The following is a 15,979-nucleotide window of genomic DNA, read 5'->3' as shown; positions in this document are numbered from 1 at the left end:
CTGTTTCTTTTTAAAGTAAAATCTACGTGTGGTAAAAAGCTGTTAATAAAATTATTATTAATTTCACGGCTTCATTCAAACACACACAAAGCGCACAAATGAAAAAGGTTCTATTATTGTTATTAATGGCGGCGATGTTTATTGCACTACCGGCCATTAAAAGTTACGCACTTGTAACGCAAGATACCACAGCAACTGCCCCACCCGATGATATTGTTTTTACCGAAGTAGGATCGGCACAGGATAGTGCTGCGAATAGTCTGGTAAAAGATTCGGTTAAAAAGGATACGGTTAAAGTAGATAAAGCTGCAGCTGTTGCTAAAGATGCAGCACCAAAACAATCCTTATGGGTAACTTTTGGCTTAGGCCTGTTGGCTGGTATTGCAGCCTTTTTTCTTCCGTGTATATTTCCGATGGTTCCGCTTACGGTTGGTTTTTTTACCAAACGTGCAGAAAGCAGGGCAAAAGGAATCAGAAGTGCTATTATTTATGGCTTATCCATCATCGTAATTTACGTTGGTTTAGGTGTAATTATTACGCTGATTTGGGGTGCCAGTGCATTAAACGAGATCTCTACCGATGGATTTTTTAATATTTTCATCTTCCTGATATTGATTGTTTTCGGTGTTTCCTTTTTAGGCGCATTCGAAATTACGCTGCCAAGCTCTTTTGTTAATAAGCTCGATGCCAAATCAGATTCGAAAGGCCTGAGCGGAATCTTCTTTATGGCAGCAACTTTAGCCGTTGTTTCTTTCTCTTGTACCGGGCCGTTAATCGGAACGTCTTTAGTGGCTATTAATACAGATTTGTTAACGCCAGTGGTGGTGATGTTTGGCTTTTCGTTATCATTAGCGGTAATTTTTACTCTGTTTGCCATTTTCCCAAGCTTAATGACAGGCTTGCCAAAATCAGGCGGATGGTTAAACTCGATCAAAGTTTTTCTGGGTTTCCTTGAGCTGGGTTTATCTTTAAAATTCCTTTCAACAGCCGATTTAGCTTATCACTGGGGTATCTTAGATCGCGAAATTTTCTTAGCCATCTGGATCGTTTTAGCCTTAATTTTAGGCGTTTATTTATTGGGAAAAATTAAGTTTTCTCACGATAGTGACCTTCCGTATGTTTCGGTTCCAAGGTTATTTATTGCCACTGCTACTTTTGTTTTCGCCATTTATCTTATTCCTGGTTTATGGGGCGCGCCATTAAAAGCAGTTAGCGCTTTGGTTCCTCCCTTATCTACCCAGGATTTTGTCATTGGCCAGGATAGCGGATCAGGAGTTGGTCAAAGTACAGCTTCAAACCATCCCAAAAGAAAATATGCGGACTTTTTACACATTCCACATAATATTGATGGTTTCTTTGATTACGAAGAAGCGCTTGCTTATGCCAGGGAAGTAAAAAAACCGTTATTTCTAGATTTTACCGGCCATGGTTGTGTAAATTGCCGCGAAATGGAAGCAAGGGTTTGGTCTGATCCGAGAGTGCTTAAGAGGTTAAAAGAAGATTATATTGTTGTTTCACTCTATACAGACGATAAAACCAATTTACCAATTGCCGAACAATTTGATTCTAAAATACTGGGTACCAAAGTAAATACAGTAGGAAAGAAATTTAAACACTTGCAAGCAGAAAGATTTAATACCATTTCGCAACCATATTACGTACTTTTGGGTACCGATGAAAAGGAATTAGTTTCGCCGCCTATTGGTGTCGAATTTGATATAGACAAATATTTGCAATATCTGGATCAGGGATTATCAGAGTTTGCTAAGAAATAAACAAATGAGCAAAATTAAGAATATTGGTGTTTTAACCTCAGGTGGTGATTCGCCGGGTATGAACGCTGCAATAAGGGCCGTAGTAAGGGCCTCTATTTATTATGATATTGAAGTAACCGGGTTTATCCGTGGGTACGAAGGATTGATCAACAACGATTTTATGGCCATGGACCGTAAATCTGTGGCAAATATTATCCAACGCGGTGGTACAATCTTAAAAACTGCACGGAGCGAAGCTTTTAGAACCGTTGAAGGCCGAAAAACGGCTTACGAAAATTTAAAAGCCAAAGGGATCGATGCGCTGATTGTGATTGGTGGCGACGGAACTTTTACCGGAGCGAATATTTTTTCAAAAGAATTCGATTTCCCGGTGGTAGGATTACCAGGAACCATTGATAACGATTTGGCAGGTACTGATTTTACCATTGGTTACGATTCGGCGATTAATACTGTAATTGACGCGGTTGACCGGATCAGGGATACTGCAGAGTCGCATGACCGCCTTTTTATTGTTGAGGTAATGGGACGCGATTCGGGTTTAATTGCTTTAAGAAGTGGTATTGGCGTGGGTGCAGAAGCCATTATGATTCCGGAGGCTAATATGAATGCCGATGATATTTTGCATAAACTGGAACATAGCCGGAAAGATAAAGCATCGAAGATTATTATTGTTGCCGAAGGCGATGATACGGGCGGAGCTTTTAAGGTGGCTGAAATTTTGCAGGCCAAATACCCGCATTATGATACTAAGGTTTCGATTTTAGGCCATATTCAACGAGGAGGAAAACCAACCTGCATGGACCGCGTTTTAGCAAGCCAGTTAGGCGTTGCAGCGGTAGAAGCACTAATTAAAGGCGAAAGTGGTGTAATGATTGGCCAGGTGAACCGTGAAATTACTTTTACGCCATTTGATCATGCCATTAAACACATCGATGCTGAGAAGGTAAGTACTAAATGGTTAAAGATGATCGACATACTGTCGTTTTAATCAAAAATATGATATAAAAGAAAAGTCTTTCCCGCACCGGAAAGACTTTCTTGTTTTTGCTTAGTTTCGCTATAAGCAAATATCTTAATCTTCTAAAATTACAGCAGTACCGTTGGCACTTACCATCAGCATACTGCCTCCGCTACCAACTGTTTCGTAATCTAAATCTACGCCAACAATAGCATTCGCTCCAAGTGCAGCCGCATATTGTTGCATTTCGTTAACAGCAGTATCTTTTCCTTCTCTTAAAACACGTTCGTAAGAGCTCGATCTCCCCCCTACAATATCAGTTATGCCTGCAAATAAATCTTTAAAAATATTTGCGCCAATAATGGTCTCTCCGGTTACTAAGCCGATATATTTTACAATTTTTCTGCCCTCAACTGTAGGCGTTGTGGTTACTAACATAGTTTCAGTTTTTTATAATTAGAATATTATCCTGCTAAAATGTTACAAAAATTTTGAACGCTCTTTTTTAAGCCGTTTCTGCATTTAGAAAAATAAATTTATGTAATCTCATCCGGTTTCGCATCACTATTAAAAAACCGATAGTTATGAAACCTTCTAAAACTCTTCTCCTCTTCTTTTTCCTTTCAATTGCATTTTTAGTGCAGGCCCAAATGCCAGTACTCAAAATTGAGCAAACAGAAAATGAAGCGCAAAAACGAGCTGTAAAGCTTAAAAAGCTAAATATCGATGTGCAAATTACCGGAAATATTGCCACTACGGTAATGACTATGACGTTTTATAACAACAGCAATCGTATACTGGAAGGTGAATTAACCTTTCCTATGCCCGAGGGTGTAAGCATTAGTCGTTACGCACTCGATATTAATGGGAAAATGCGTGAGGCTGTACCAGTTGAAAAAGCTAAGGCAACTGAGGTTTTTGAAAGTATAGAGCGTCGTAGGGTCGATCCGGGTCTTTTGGAGAAAGTAGAAGGCAATAATTTCAGGACGAGGATTTACCCCTTGCCTGCCAACGGAAGCAGAACCATTGTTGTTGGTTATGAAGAAGAGCTTAGCTTTAATAATGGAAACGCCCTACGCTACCATTTGCCTTTAAACTATAACCAGGCAGTAGAAAACTTTACGCTAAAAACTACGGTTTTTGAAAGTGTTTTAAAGCCTCATCTTAGCGAGCAACCCGAAGGCAGCTTTAATTTAAAAGCCAATGGGAACACTTATGTTGGCGAAATTAATAAAAACAACTACCAGCCAAAATATGGTTTAACGATAAATTTACCCAAGCGGAGCGATTTACCGGAAGTTCAGATGCAAAAAGCATCCAGTGGATACTACTTTTTAGTCAATGTGTTTCCGAAAACACAGAGCAGGCAACGCCAATGGTCTAACCAGATTGGTTTAATCTGGGATACCTCTTTAAGCGGTTTACAGCGTGGTATTAAAAAGGAACTGGAACTTTTAGATCAGATTATCAAGAAAAAGCAAAACTTAACCATACAACTGGGTTTGCTAAACAATGGCTTTAAACAGGCCGGTAACTTTACCATTTCGAATGGGAACTGGGGCTTACTCAAAAACAAACTGGAAAATCTGGTTTACGATGGTGGTACAAATTTTAGTGCTGTAAACACGCGCGCTTTTCAGGCCGATGAATACCTGTTGTTTAGCGATGGCCTCTCAACCTTTGGCCCAAATGTAATTTCGATAAATAAACCCGTACATACTATAAATACAGCCTTAAAAGCGGATTATAGTACTTTGAAATACATCAGTCAGAAAACGGGAGGACAGTTTATAAACCTCAATGCCATTGCGGTTAATGATGCCTTTAAACAGCTTAACGAGCAGAACCTACAGTTTTTAGGGATTAAAAATGGATCGGATGTGCGTCAAACCTATCCCTCGGTACATGTTAACGTAGGCGGAAACTTTTCTTTGGCGGGAATATTAAACGGGATCAACACTGCATTTGTACTGCAGTTTGGTTACGGCAATTCAGTGGTGTCTGAGCAAGAGGTTCGTTTAAATGGCACAGAACATACTTTTAACAGCATCAATGTGAGCAGGGTTTGGGCACAGAAGAAAATTGCTGAAATGGATATCCAATACGAAGCCAACAAAGACGACATAAGCGTTTTAAGTAAACAGTTTGGCATTGTTACGCGGAATACCAGTTTAATTGTGCTCGAAAACCTCGATGATTACCTGCGCTATGATATTGTGCCGCCAGCAGAATTGAGGCAAGAATACGAGGCAGTTTTAAAACAGCGTAGAACAGCAATTCTGGAACGTAAAACGGATTTGCTTAACGCAGCTGTAGCGATGACAAAAGAATTAAAAACCTGGTGGAATACGGAGTTTAACCAGGAAATTGAGAAGAAAAAAGAAGGTTACCCTGATCCGGGACAAGCTGATATACAAGGTGATCCTACTGCCGATATTGTAGTAAATGAACTGGCTGCTACCTCAAGGAGGAACGAGGCAATCAGGGCACAAGAAGTGCGCGTTGCCCCTCCTGTTGGTGCAGCAAGAAAAGCGGCTGAACGGACAAATGAATTAAATGAAGTAGTGGTTGTGGGTTATGGTGCACAGGCAAAAAGAGCCATAACAGGCGCTGCTTTAACGCAGTTAAAAGCGAAAGAAATTGGTGGTTTTCTGCAGGGTAAGGTTGCTGGCCTAAGTGTGCAAAATACAAGCACAGTGGGGAGAGATAAACGGCCAACTATTGTTATACCAGAATTTAAGAGCGATAAAGCCTACATGAAAAATATAGTAGGAAAACCGGACAGCGCTTATCAGGCTTATTTAAAAATGCGACCAGATTATGTGTCTACACCCATGTTTTATTTTGACGTAGCCAACTGGTTTTACCAGCAAAAAGATAGTGTACGGGCTTTAACTATTTTAAGCAACATTGCCGATTTAGACCTCGAAAATTCCGATCTATATAAAACCTTGGCTTATAAACTCAAACAAACAGGTAATTATAATGAGGAGATTTTTATTACCCAAAAAGTTTTACAATGGCGGCCAATGGACGCACAGAGTTACCGCGATTATGCTTTAGCATTGGCAGATATTGGTCAGTATCAAAAGGCTTTAGATAATTTATACAAAGTATTAACACAAAGTTACAATAGCCAGATTGCCAGCAGGGATCAGGGGATTGAGGAAATTGTAATTGCTGAAATCAACAATTTAATTGCCCGCCATAGCAATAAATTAAGCACTAAAGATATTGATAAACGATTAATCCAGCCTTTACCTGTGGATGTGCGCGTGGTATTAAACTGGAATAAAAACGATACAGATATCGATTTATGGCTTACTGATCCGATGGGCGAAAAGGGTTATTATGGTAACTCAAGGACAAAAATCGGTGGCAGGATTAGTAACGATTTTACAGCGGGTTATGGCCCAGAGCAGTTTATGATTAAAAAAGCGCCCAAAGGGAAATATAAAATCGAGGTAAATTATTTTGGCGACAGGCAGATTAACATTAGCGGACCAACAACTGTAACCGCTGAGATTTATACCCAGTATGCAACTGGTAAACAGCAACGCAAGGTAATTGTAATGCCCTTAGCTGCAAACGATAGTAAGGGCAACTTTGTTGGTGAGTTTAACTTTTAAAAAGGATTACACAGATTAAATGATTATACTGATTGGATAGCCTTTCAATTATGTCGTCGTTTCGACTATCGCATAGCGAAATCTAGAACGAGATTTCCTGCCGTAATCGAAATGACGGTTTTTGATATAGCTTAAAGTAATAAACCCGCCACCTCTTCCCAAGTGTTTACGCGCTCATATTGGGTAATGAGTAAATTGTGTGGCGAGGTGAACAAAAGCGGCCGGCCTTTAAAGCCTACAAAATTTTTAATGCGGTCGTCGATCAGGATATCTACCTCCACAATTTTGTTTCCACAGAACATAAGGTGCTGCCAATCAATAAAGGGGAAATGCTCGGCCATCCAGTCGTATTTATCAACCAGCGAATTGCGGAATTCCATAGCCGCCGAAACAATATAGACATCGTATTTTTCTTGCAGGGCCTTAATTACCCGCTGGCTATCGGCAATTACTTCCATATCGCGAAAAAAGCCAGGTTCGTTAATGTACTCGAACCATTTTTGGTTAACTTCATGCGGAACATGATGGTAAATTTCATTTCCAGCAGCTATTTTCAAATCGAGCGGTACGTTGTAATCGCGGTTATACAGTTTAATAAATTTTCCGAGGGCGTCGGCAATTACCTCGTCCATATCAATCGCAATTCTTTTCATTTTGTATCAGCAAATATTTTGATCGTAAATATCCAGAAAACAAATAAATTAAAGTATGTTTTTAATTTACAGTATTTTAGTTATCTTTGCAGCCCCGCAGCATGCAGCTCCGGGAACTATGTTGAATACATAAATACAAAAAGAAATGGCAACTAAAATCAGATTGCAAAGATTCGGTAAAAAAGGTAAACCTTTTTTCCACGTTGTGGTAGCAGATTCTCGCTCTCCACGTGATGGTAAATTTATTGAGCGTTTAGGTTCATACAACCCAAACACTAATCCTGCTACTATCGAAATTAACTTCGAAAAAACTTTAGCTTGGGTAAACAGTGGTGCAGAACCAACTGATACAGCTCGTGCAATCCTTTCTTACAAAGGTGTTTTATACAAAAAACACTTAGAAGGTGGTGTTAAAAAAGGTGCTTTAACTCAAGAACAAGCTGACGAAAAATTTGCAGCATGGTTAGATGCTAAAGCTGGTAAAATCTCTGGTAAAACAGAAGGTTTAGCTACTTCTAAAGCAGATGCGCGTAAAGCAGCATTAGCAGCAGAAGCTAAGAAAAAAGAAGAAAAAGCAGCAGCAATCGCAGCTAAAAATGCACCAGTTGCAGAAGAGGTTGTTGAAGAAGAAGCTCCAGCTGTTGAGGCTGAAGCAACTGAAGAAGCTCCTGCAGCAGAAGCTACTAAAGAAGAAGGAGCAGAATAATTTAATTATTCCGTTTCAAAAAATAGCGTTCCGGATTCGGAACGCTATTTTTATTAATACCCCTTTCCCCTAAAGGGGGGTGTTAATAAGTCCCCTTTAGGGGATTTAGGGTGATTATGAAACACGAAGAAGCATTTTACGTTGGTTACGTTACAAAAACAAGAGGTTTAAAAGGAGAAGTTCAGGTATTTTTCGAATTCGACGAATACGAACAGCTCGATTTTGATGTGGTTTTTGCTGATATGAACGGCAAACTGGTGCCTTACTTCGTGGCATCGGCAAAGCTGCAGGCCAATAAAACAGGTTATTTTAACTTCGATGATGTTGATCACATTGATAAAGCTCAGCCGCTGCTAAAAAAGAAATTATATCTACCAATTGCGCAGATGCCTGAGCGCGATGAAAACGAATTCTTTTATACCGATTTAAAAGGCTTTATGGCTATTGATGAAGCCCTTGGCGAACTGGGTGAGATTTTGGAGGTTAATGAATACCCTCAACAGTTTGTAGCTACCGTGCTTTATCAGGAGACAGAAATTCTTTTCCCTTTAAATGAAGATTTTATCGTTGAAATTGATGATGAGGAAAAGATTTTAACACTCGATTTACCTGAAGGCTTGCTTGATGTTTATTTAGAGAAATAAGCAAGACCGAAACTTTTTAAGCAGAATTTTCGTTTTACCTCTTATGAGGTGTTTGTCTGTTTTAATAATTGCTGTACTACTCATTTTAGGCTGCAACCGTAAAGAAAATAAAACCGCACATACTGCAAAAGCGAATGAGGCAAGTCAGCGGGATTCAATTGAAGCCGTGGGTTTAAAAGCATTAACCGCTTTGCAAGCCAAAGATTACGATGCTTTTGCCGCACTTTTTCATCCCATAGATGGCGTGCGTTTCTCTCCATATGGCTTTATCGACCCAACCCACAAACAAGTGCTGGCCAAAGACTTTCTTGAAGCCATAAGCCGGAACTGGATTTTAACCTGGGGCCACGTTGACGGAAGCGGCGAGCCCATTAAAATCAGGGTCAAAACCTATATCGACAAATTTATTTACAACGCAGGCTATTTGCATGCCCCGCAGAAAAGTTTCGATATGGTTATAGGTAAGGGCAATTCGATTGATAACCTGAAGGATACCTACCCTCAACTTCATTTTACAGAGTATTATTTTAAAGGCTTTGATGAAAAATACAGAGGCCTCGATTGGACCAGCTTGCGATTTGTTTTTAAAAAATATAACAATGCCTATTATCTGGTTGCCGTTATTCACGATCAATGGACAGTTTAAAAACAGCTAATTAACCGTTTCCTTTATGGAAATTGCCGTAATCTGCATCATAACTTTAAATCCGCTGTTATGATCAGAAAATTATACCTCTCATTTTTACTCTTTACAGTATTTGGCACAGCCGTAAATGCCCAGAAAGCCACTGTTGTAGAAATTGAAAAACTATCTCCTCCAGAAAAATTACTAAAAGAAACCGCCGCAAAAGATTTGCCGGATTTATATCGCAGTGCGTTCGAAAAAATGTCTCCATTGCCCGATAGTCTTGTCTTTTATCAGGATCATCCCTTTTTAACCGGCTTTTTTAACGCTTATAAAGATCACAGGCCTGTAGTTTTATCGCCTGATATGATTTGGTTACTCATCAGTCAAGGGTTTGCAAGGCATATCGATAACAACAGGGAGGCTTTAAGGCGTAAACTGGTTAATTTTGAAGGGCGTAAAGTGCTAACCGTAATGGCTAATGATATCAAGCTAGGTAACGCAAATAGCAACTGGGAAGCACTTTTTCCACAGTTTAATCAGCAAATAAGTCTGTTTACCGGAAAGAAGTTTGTTAAAAATCTAACAGCAGATTTTAGCACCACCACTCCTACCACTAAAATTGCATCAGAAATTACCTTGATGGAAGGAATGAGATCATATTTTGTATACCAGGTTATTTTGATTAGCTGCGGTATCCCCAGGGTAACGATAGAAGGAACTGTGGAGGACTGGGAAAAAGTGCTCCAAAAAATAAAATTTATTAAACAGTACGATTTAAGCTGGTGGACAACAGAACTCGAACCCATTGTAAAAGAAATTATCCAGGCCAAAAAAGGCAAGCCGAATAACGAGTTTTGGATGAATATGATTAAAGTGCATACCACCAAAGCTTATGGTACCGTTAACACTATAGATGGCTGGATTACAAAACTTTTTCCTTACAATAAAAAGGGATTAAAAACCAATTTCAAGCCCATTTCTGATATTGGTGGCCTGGCACCGGAGCTGGTAAAGGTTCCGTTTATATTAGAAGATAAAGTAACCAGGAAGACATACAACATGGAGTTCTGGGCGGGGTTTGTAGGCCTTAGGCAAAACAAAAATGATTTTTCATTAAAGCCAGAAATTGGCTGGGCAATTAGCTCATCAGTAGAAGGCGGAGCTACCATGAGCAAATCTGATGCGCTGAGCGTTTATAACATTACAGAGATACCCAACGAAGTGTATGCTGCTAAAAATCTGCGTGTGCTCGAACTCAGCTTTAAAAACCAGATTAAAATACCGGATCAGCTGGCCGAGATCAGTATTTTAACACTCAAGTTGCACGGTAATATAACCGAAGAAGAAGAAAAGCGGATATTTAAGCTTTTTCCAAAAACGCAGATTATTATCAATGATAAAGGGCCGGAACTGAAAGTAGTAAAAGGGATCAGGTAAAAATCTACTTTGGTTTAAAGACTTCAGACTAAAGACTTACCTTTGCGCTATGCGTTTCGATATTATAACTGTTTTACCCGCCCTATTGGAAAGTCCTTTTGCCCATTCTATACTGCACCGCGCACAGAAAAAAGGGATTGCCGAAATTGTGGTACATAACTTACGTGATTATGCTACCAATAAGCAAAAAAGTGTAGATGACTATCAGTATGGTGGTGGAAGTGGTATGGTTATGAGTATTGAACCTTTTGCTGCCTGTATTGAAAAACTTCAGGCAGAGCGCGAGTACGATGAAATTATTTTCATGAGCCCCGATGGTGTTACCTTAAATCAAAGCACGGCTAACGAGCTTTCCATTAAGAAAAACATCATTATCCTGTGCGGGCATTATAAAGGCATAGATCAGCGTATCAGAGATATATTTGTAACCAGAGAAATCTCTGTTGGCGATTATGTTTTAAGTGGCGGTGAGCTTCCTGCAGCCATTGTAGTAGATGCCGTCGTACGCTTAATTCCTGGCGTATTAAACGATGAAACATCGGCCTTATCCGATAGTTTTCAGGGAGAATTACTTGATGCCCCCGTATACACCCGCCCGGCCGATTGGCGCGGACATAAAGTGCCCGATGTTTTGTTAAGCGGACACGAAGCGAAGGTAAACGAATGGAGGCACGAACAAGCCCTTGAACGAACTAAAATACGTCGCCCCGATTTGCTTGAATAAGTAGAGCGATATTTCTACGCGGGAAAAATACCCTTTAGTGGGTATTTCGTACTTCCTTGTGTCCTACTATTTTAGCAGATAGAAAGCCGGTTATATTTCAAAAGTGGATTTCTATCTTTTGGATTAAGCAGTGCGAACGGAAAACAGAGAATTTGTTGTAAATAAGCGGGCGATGTGGTATTTTAGGAGACTTGCGTTCAACCTCCTTTTATGCCAAAACAGATCGTTATTTGCGATGACCATTTACTTTTTTTAAATGGCATTTCAGAATTGCTTAAAAATACCGGAAACGACTATTGCATTTTCAAATTTAGCGATGTGCACTCCTGCAGGCAACATTTAATGCAACACACTGCCGATGTTTTTATATGTGATTTAAACATTAACCATAGTGATGGTTTTTTGCTGCTGGAGGAACTAAAATCTCAGTTAAAAAATACGAAAACGATTATCCTAACAGCTTATTATGAAGATTTTCTAATTCAAAAGGCGAAAAAACTGGGCGTTGATGCTTTTCTGAAGAAAGAAACACCGGCCGAAGAGCTGATTGAGATCATAGAATCAGGTAAAAACAAGGAGTTTTATACCAATAAGAATTATAAGAACGGAAATAGTGTGTACAGCACTATTGATAATCCGATTATCAATAAATTCAGGATCTCTAAACAGGAGAAAGAAATTATTAAATTAATTATTAAAGGACTTACAAGTAAAGAAATTGCTGATGTGCTGTTTATCAGTATAACAACTGTTACCACCCACCGGAAAAATATCCACCGGAAACTGGAAATCAGCAACAGCAGTTCGCTCATCAAATTTGCTCATGAGAATAATCTACTTTCTTAGCCTTCTGCTATGCTCTTATTGCTCATGCGCACAAAACCTCAATAAACAACTCTCTATCTCATCTGGTTACGCTGTAGATACAAGTTCTGCCTGGAGTCAGGGTAATCTTCAGTCGCAGCAACTTTACCCTTTTAAGCCGCACCAAACGGTTAATATCGGTTACAATAAAAACGCAGCAGTATGGTGCAGGTTTGTGCTTAAAAATAAAAGTGCGTCACAATGGATAAAAACCTGGTTGTGTTTTAATAACAACCATATCGATAGCCTTACGCTTTACGATGCTGCGGCAACCAAAACCATTGGCGATAGAACAGCCAGCCAAAGCCCTTTTATCGAAACACTGGCATTTGAGCTTAATTTGCAGCCTAATGAGGAGAAAACAATTTGGGTAAGGGTAAAAAAAGTGACCTCTTATCTAGATTTCGCTTATAGTTTAGAGAGCCAGACTGATCTGGAAGCCAGGTCATCGCGCAAAATAGCCCTAACCTCTTTTTTTCTAGGCATTGTTTTTTTGCTGCTCATGATTAATGGAATCTTGTTTTTCATGACCAAAAACCGGTCGTACCTCTACTACATAGCCTATTCTATACTCACGGCCTGTTATGCTGCCATTACCACCAATTTTGCCAAGTACATTATGTTTCCGCAGTTTCGGTTCTTTAGCGAAGGTAGGGTTTACGTTGGGGCGCTTTGGTATATCGCACTCAGTTTTTTTCTAGACCATTTTTTAAAATTGCGGAAAAATCAACCCATTAAGCATAAAATTGTAATTGCGTTCAATTGTATTAATTTTTCGCTGATTTTGATTTCAATTTCGCTGCTTGTGCTTTACCCGGATGTTGAATTCCACTATTTTTTTATACTGGGTTATATCGTATTTCTGGCTTCAATTGTTTTACTGTTCATTTCGGCACTATCGCATGTAAAAATCGAAAGAATGCAGGGTATTTATGCTTTGTTTGCCTTTTTGCCACAGCTTATTTGGGGCGCCAGCCTCATTTTAAAAACTTTCGAAATTATTCCATACGCAATGGGTGGTAACTGGATGTTGTTTATCAGTCTTTACGAGGTGTTTTTGTTTGGCTATGTACTATCCAGAAATTACATTGATATCTTTTTGAAGAACAATGAGCTGATGCAGGAAATTATTTTCGAAAAAGAGAGCTCCCTAAAAACGATCAGTGAAGTTCAGTTGCGTGAGCGCAGAAATATTGCCAATATTATTCATGATAGAGTGGGCAGTAAAATTGCTTACATCATGCATCTTTTTGATATGGAGAATACCAAACTGGCCAAACAAACCATTGGCGAGCTGGCCGAAGATATCAGAGATATTTCGCATAAAATCCTTCCAAAAGCACTTGATGACGGCGCACTGGTGGCCAGTTTACAAAGCCAACTCAAAACCTTAAATGCAGGTTTAACAGATACCAAAATTGAGCTTTTTTGTTATGATTTTCCAGAGAAAGTACATGAGCCCTGGGTTTACGATTTATACCTGATTTCGCTCGAAATTATCAATAATGCGATAAAACACGGTCAGAGTGCTCTAATTACCCTCGAATTTTACCAATATAGCAGGCACTATCATTTTCAGTTTGTAGATGACGGAATTGGTTTTAATATGCAGCAGATCAACAAAGGTTTCGGGTTGGAGAATATCGAAAAACGGATTCACTATTATGATGGCAACTTCGAAATTAACAGTGTTAAAAATGAAGGCACCATTATTCAGATTAATATTCCGACCTAAATTTTAATGCCATTTCTCTTTGTGATATACCCTTTATTGGGTATTTAAACCTGTTAGTCCTTCATGTATCTTGGTTGCAATTAAATCTTAATCAGATAAACATGAGACAATTATTTACAACAGTATTTTTAAGCGTATTGGTTATTGTGGCCAATGCCCAAAATATAGTACCCAAGCGAAACGCCAGTGGGAAATATGGATTTATAGACAAAAGCGGGAAAGAGGTAGTTCCTTTTAAATACGATGATGCTGGATATAATTTTGAAGACGGCATAATAAAGGTTAAGCTGAATGCCAAATATGGCTTTATTGATGAAACCGGAAAGGTTGTAATTCCTATTATTTACGATGAGGTTCGTGGTTTATCCGAAGGCTTAATCGGTGCCTTAATTAATGGAAAATTTGGCTTTATAGACAAGGCTGGCAAAACAATAATCGCTTTCAAGTATGATTACGGAACTTACTTCAAAGAAGGCTTTACACCAGTTGAAAATGGTAAAAAATCGGGCTACATAGATAAAAACGGTAAGGAAATCACATCCTTAAAATACGATGTTGCTTTTGATTTTCATGAAGGTATTGCCAAGGTTAGATTAAACGAAAAGTATGGATTTATAGATAATACAGGGAGAGAAATTACAACTTTAAAATATGAAGATGGAAATAACTTTAAAAATGGCTTTGCCAGTGTTAAACTGAAAGATAAATGGGGTTTTATTGATAAAACAGGCAAAGAAATTACCAGGTTTAAATACGATTATGCAAAAGATTTTTCGGATGGGGTTGCTCCTGTTGAAAAGAATAAACTCTATGGCGCCATTGATAAAAACGGAAACGAAATTATTCCTTTCAAGTATCGGTTCATAGCTGATTTTGTGGATGGTTTGGCCAAAGCCGGGCTTAATGGAAGAGAAGGGTTTATAAACCGAACCGGTGAGGAAGTTATCCCCATTAAGTACGATGCAGTAGGCGAATTTAAAAATGGAGCAGCTATTTTTAGATTAAATGGCAGATGGGGATCGTTTGATAAAACGGGAAAAGAAATTACAAAATAATCATGTGTAACACTTAATTAAATGTATATGAAAACTTTAACACTAGCGCTTTTTTTATTGTATGGATCTTTTGCCTTTGGACAATTAAAAACGGATAATAATAAACTGGTGCTTATACAGGACATTTTTAATAAAACAACCAAGGATAACATCAACGCTTTTATGAAAGGCAAGGGCTTTGAAAAAGGAGATGTAGAAGAAGGAGAAGATGATATTAAAGAAATATATGCCTTCAGTTCGAAAATCGATCTGATCGAGATCTCTTATGGCAAAAACAATAAAATTAGTAGTGTTATTTGTATTTTTTCAGGCGCGATTAATACTCCTTTTATCGAAATTGAACTAAAAAATAACGGATATAGTGCTAAATTAACCAAGCAAACTATAAATGGGCAACCAATAAGTAAAAATATCTGGAGCAAATCTGGCGATAAGTTTAATTTTGTAACTTATTCTGATGAAGCAGAAAAAATTGGTGTATTAGGTTATGGACTCTATAAGTAATATTCTCAGCAAGCTTATTTGTACGTAGTAAAATTAGTCTGAAGTATCGATTAGTTTATAATATTTTGGTGTTATATTTTGTAAAAGGCTGGCGAATAAGCGCTCTCCGGACCTTTTGGAATAGAAGCATTTAACACAATCGAATGTGGATTTCATAAAGATTGTGGAAAAAATTAAAATAGGTTTTTTTATATCAAAAAAAATCCCTAATATTGCAATCCGATTTTCAAGGTAAAGAAAGTTGGTTTAATAGCTTAAAATCATGGATTTAGTAAAATTTGTTGAAGAGCAGGCCATCGCGAAAAAAGATTTTCCTGCGTTCAAGTCTGGCGATACAGTGAGCGTACACTATAAAATTCGCGAAGGTAATAAAGAACGTGTTCAAATTTACCAAGGTGTTGTAATACAACGTAACAGTGCAGGTGCTAACGAAACCTTCACCGTACGTAAAATGAGCAACGGCGTTGGCGTTGAGCGTATTTTCCCTTTTAATTCTCCGAACATCGAGAAAGTAGAAGTGAATAGCTATGGTAAAGTGCGTAGAGCTAAATTGTTCTATTTACGTGCTTTAACTGGTAAAGCTGCTCGTATCAAATCTTTGAGAAAATAATATTCTTTATTATAAGATACAGCCTTCACGATTAATTTCGTGGAGGTTTTTTTGTTT

The 15,979-nt window shown here is 38.5% G+C and carries 15 protein-coding genes; 13 read left to right on the top strand and 2 right to left on the bottom strand.

What is annotated here, in order from left to right; translation table 11 throughout:
- The first annotated feature begins 98 nt into the window (after positions 1–98).
- Both G7074_RS09400 and pfkA read left to right on the top strand, forming a co-directional pair.
- Positions 99–1,775: a protein-disulfide reductase DsbD gene (locus G7074_RS09400; protein WP_124558974.1), complete on the top strand. Its 1,677-nt coding sequence runs from the start codon at positions 99–101 to the stop codon at positions 1,773–1,775.
- 4 nt (positions 1,776–1,779) lie between these two features.
- A complete protein-coding gene (gene pfkA / locus G7074_RS09395; RefSeq protein WP_124558975.1) occupies positions 1,780–2,763 on the top strand; it encodes a 6-phosphofructokinase in 984 nt (327 codons plus the stop codon).
- Positions 2,764–2,847: 84 nt separating this feature from the next.
- Here pfkA and G7074_RS09390 read toward each other — a convergent pair whose 3' ends face one another.
- The gene (locus G7074_RS09390) at positions 2,848–3,171 is read right to left on the bottom strand and encodes a heavy metal-binding domain-containing protein (RefSeq protein ID WP_025141635.1); all 324 of its coding nucleotides are present in this window, start codon (positions 3,169–3,171) and stop codon (positions 2,848–2,850) included.
- 146 nt (positions 3,172–3,317) lie between these two features.
- Between G7074_RS09390 and G7074_RS09385 the strand changes: the two genes are divergently transcribed.
- Positions 3,318–6,362, top strand: coding sequence for a VIT domain-containing protein (locus G7074_RS09385; protein WP_166208106.1), 3,045 nt, complete (start codon positions 3,318–3,320; stop codon positions 6,360–6,362).
- A gap of 131 nt (positions 6,363–6,493) precedes the next feature.
- Here the strand turns inward: G7074_RS09385 and G7074_RS09380 are convergent, their stop codons facing one another.
- A complete protein-coding gene (locus G7074_RS09380) occupies positions 6,494–7,015 on the bottom strand; it encodes a 5'(3')-deoxyribonucleotidase (protein WP_166208103.1) in 522 nt (173 codons plus the stop codon).
- A gap of 145 nt (positions 7,016–7,160) precedes the next feature.
- Between G7074_RS09380 and G7074_RS09375 the strand changes: the two genes are divergently transcribed.
- The 10 genes from G7074_RS09375 to rplS all read left to right on the top strand — a co-directional run bounded on the left by G7074_RS09375 (position 7,161) and on the right by rplS (position 15,922).
- Positions 7,161–7,721 carry a 30S ribosomal protein S16 gene (locus G7074_RS09375; protein ID WP_124558977.1) on the top strand — a complete coding sequence of 187 codons (561 nt, stop codon included), beginning with the start codon at positions 7,161–7,163 and terminating at the stop codon, positions 7,719–7,721.
- Positions 7,722–7,837: 116 nt separating this feature from the next.
- Positions 7,838–8,365 carry a ribosome maturation factor RimM gene (gene rimM, locus G7074_RS09370; protein WP_124558978.1) on the top strand — a complete coding sequence of 176 codons (528 nt, stop codon included), beginning with the start codon at positions 7,838–7,840 and terminating at the stop codon, positions 8,363–8,365.
- A gap of 52 nt (positions 8,366–8,417) precedes the next feature.
- Positions 8,418–9,011: a hypothetical protein gene (locus G7074_RS09365; RefSeq protein ID WP_124558979.1), complete on the top strand. Its 594-nt coding sequence runs from the start codon at positions 8,418–8,420 to the stop codon at positions 9,009–9,011.
- A 69-nt stretch (positions 9,012–9,080) separates the two neighbouring features.
- Positions 9,081–10,430 (top strand): DUF4419 domain-containing protein, encoded by a 1,350-nt coding sequence (locus tag G7074_RS09360; RefSeq protein ID WP_124558980.1) that lies wholly within the window; start codon positions 9,081–9,083, stop codon positions 10,428–10,430.
- A gap of 49 nt (positions 10,431–10,479) precedes the next feature.
- The gene (gene trmD, locus G7074_RS09355) at positions 10,480–11,154 is read left to right on the top strand and encodes a tRNA (guanosine(37)-N1)-methyltransferase TrmD (protein WP_124558981.1); all 675 of its coding nucleotides are present in this window, start codon (positions 10,480–10,482) and stop codon (positions 11,152–11,154) included.
- Between the two features lie 210 nt (positions 11,155–11,364).
- Positions 11,365–12,000, top strand: a complete 636-nt coding sequence (locus tag G7074_RS09350; RefSeq protein WP_124558982.1) for a response regulator — start codon at positions 11,365–11,367, stop codon at positions 11,998–12,000.
- Positions 11,978–13,753 carry a 7TM diverse intracellular signaling domain-containing protein gene (locus tag G7074_RS09345; protein WP_124558983.1) on the top strand — a complete coding sequence of 592 codons (1,776 nt, stop codon included), beginning with the start codon at positions 11,978–11,980 and terminating at the stop codon, positions 13,751–13,753. The genes G7074_RS09350 and G7074_RS09345 overlap by 23 nt, the downstream gene beginning before the upstream one ends.
- Positions 13,754–13,854: 101 nt before the next feature.
- A complete protein-coding gene (locus G7074_RS09340) occupies positions 13,855–14,808 on the top strand; it encodes a WG repeat-containing protein (protein ID WP_166208100.1) in 954 nt (317 codons plus the stop codon).
- Positions 14,809–14,835: 27 nt separating this feature from the next.
- Positions 14,836–15,312, top strand: a complete 477-nt coding sequence (locus G7074_RS09335) for a hypothetical protein (RefSeq protein WP_124558985.1) — start codon at positions 14,836–14,838, stop codon at positions 15,310–15,312.
- A 262-nt stretch (positions 15,313–15,574) separates the two neighbouring features.
- A complete protein-coding gene (gene rplS / locus G7074_RS09330) occupies positions 15,575–15,922 on the top strand; it encodes a 50S ribosomal protein L19 (protein ID WP_039474107.1) in 348 nt (115 codons plus the stop codon).
- Positions 15,923–15,979: the final 57 nt, after the last annotated feature.

This window comes from Pedobacter sp. HDW13, assembly GCF_011303555.1.
Taxonomy (GTDB): domain Bacteria; phylum Bacteroidota; class Bacteroidia; order Sphingobacteriales; family Sphingobacteriaceae; genus Pedobacter.
Note: the sequence above shows the minus strand (reverse complement) of the source record. Positions and strands in the feature narration are given on the sequence as shown.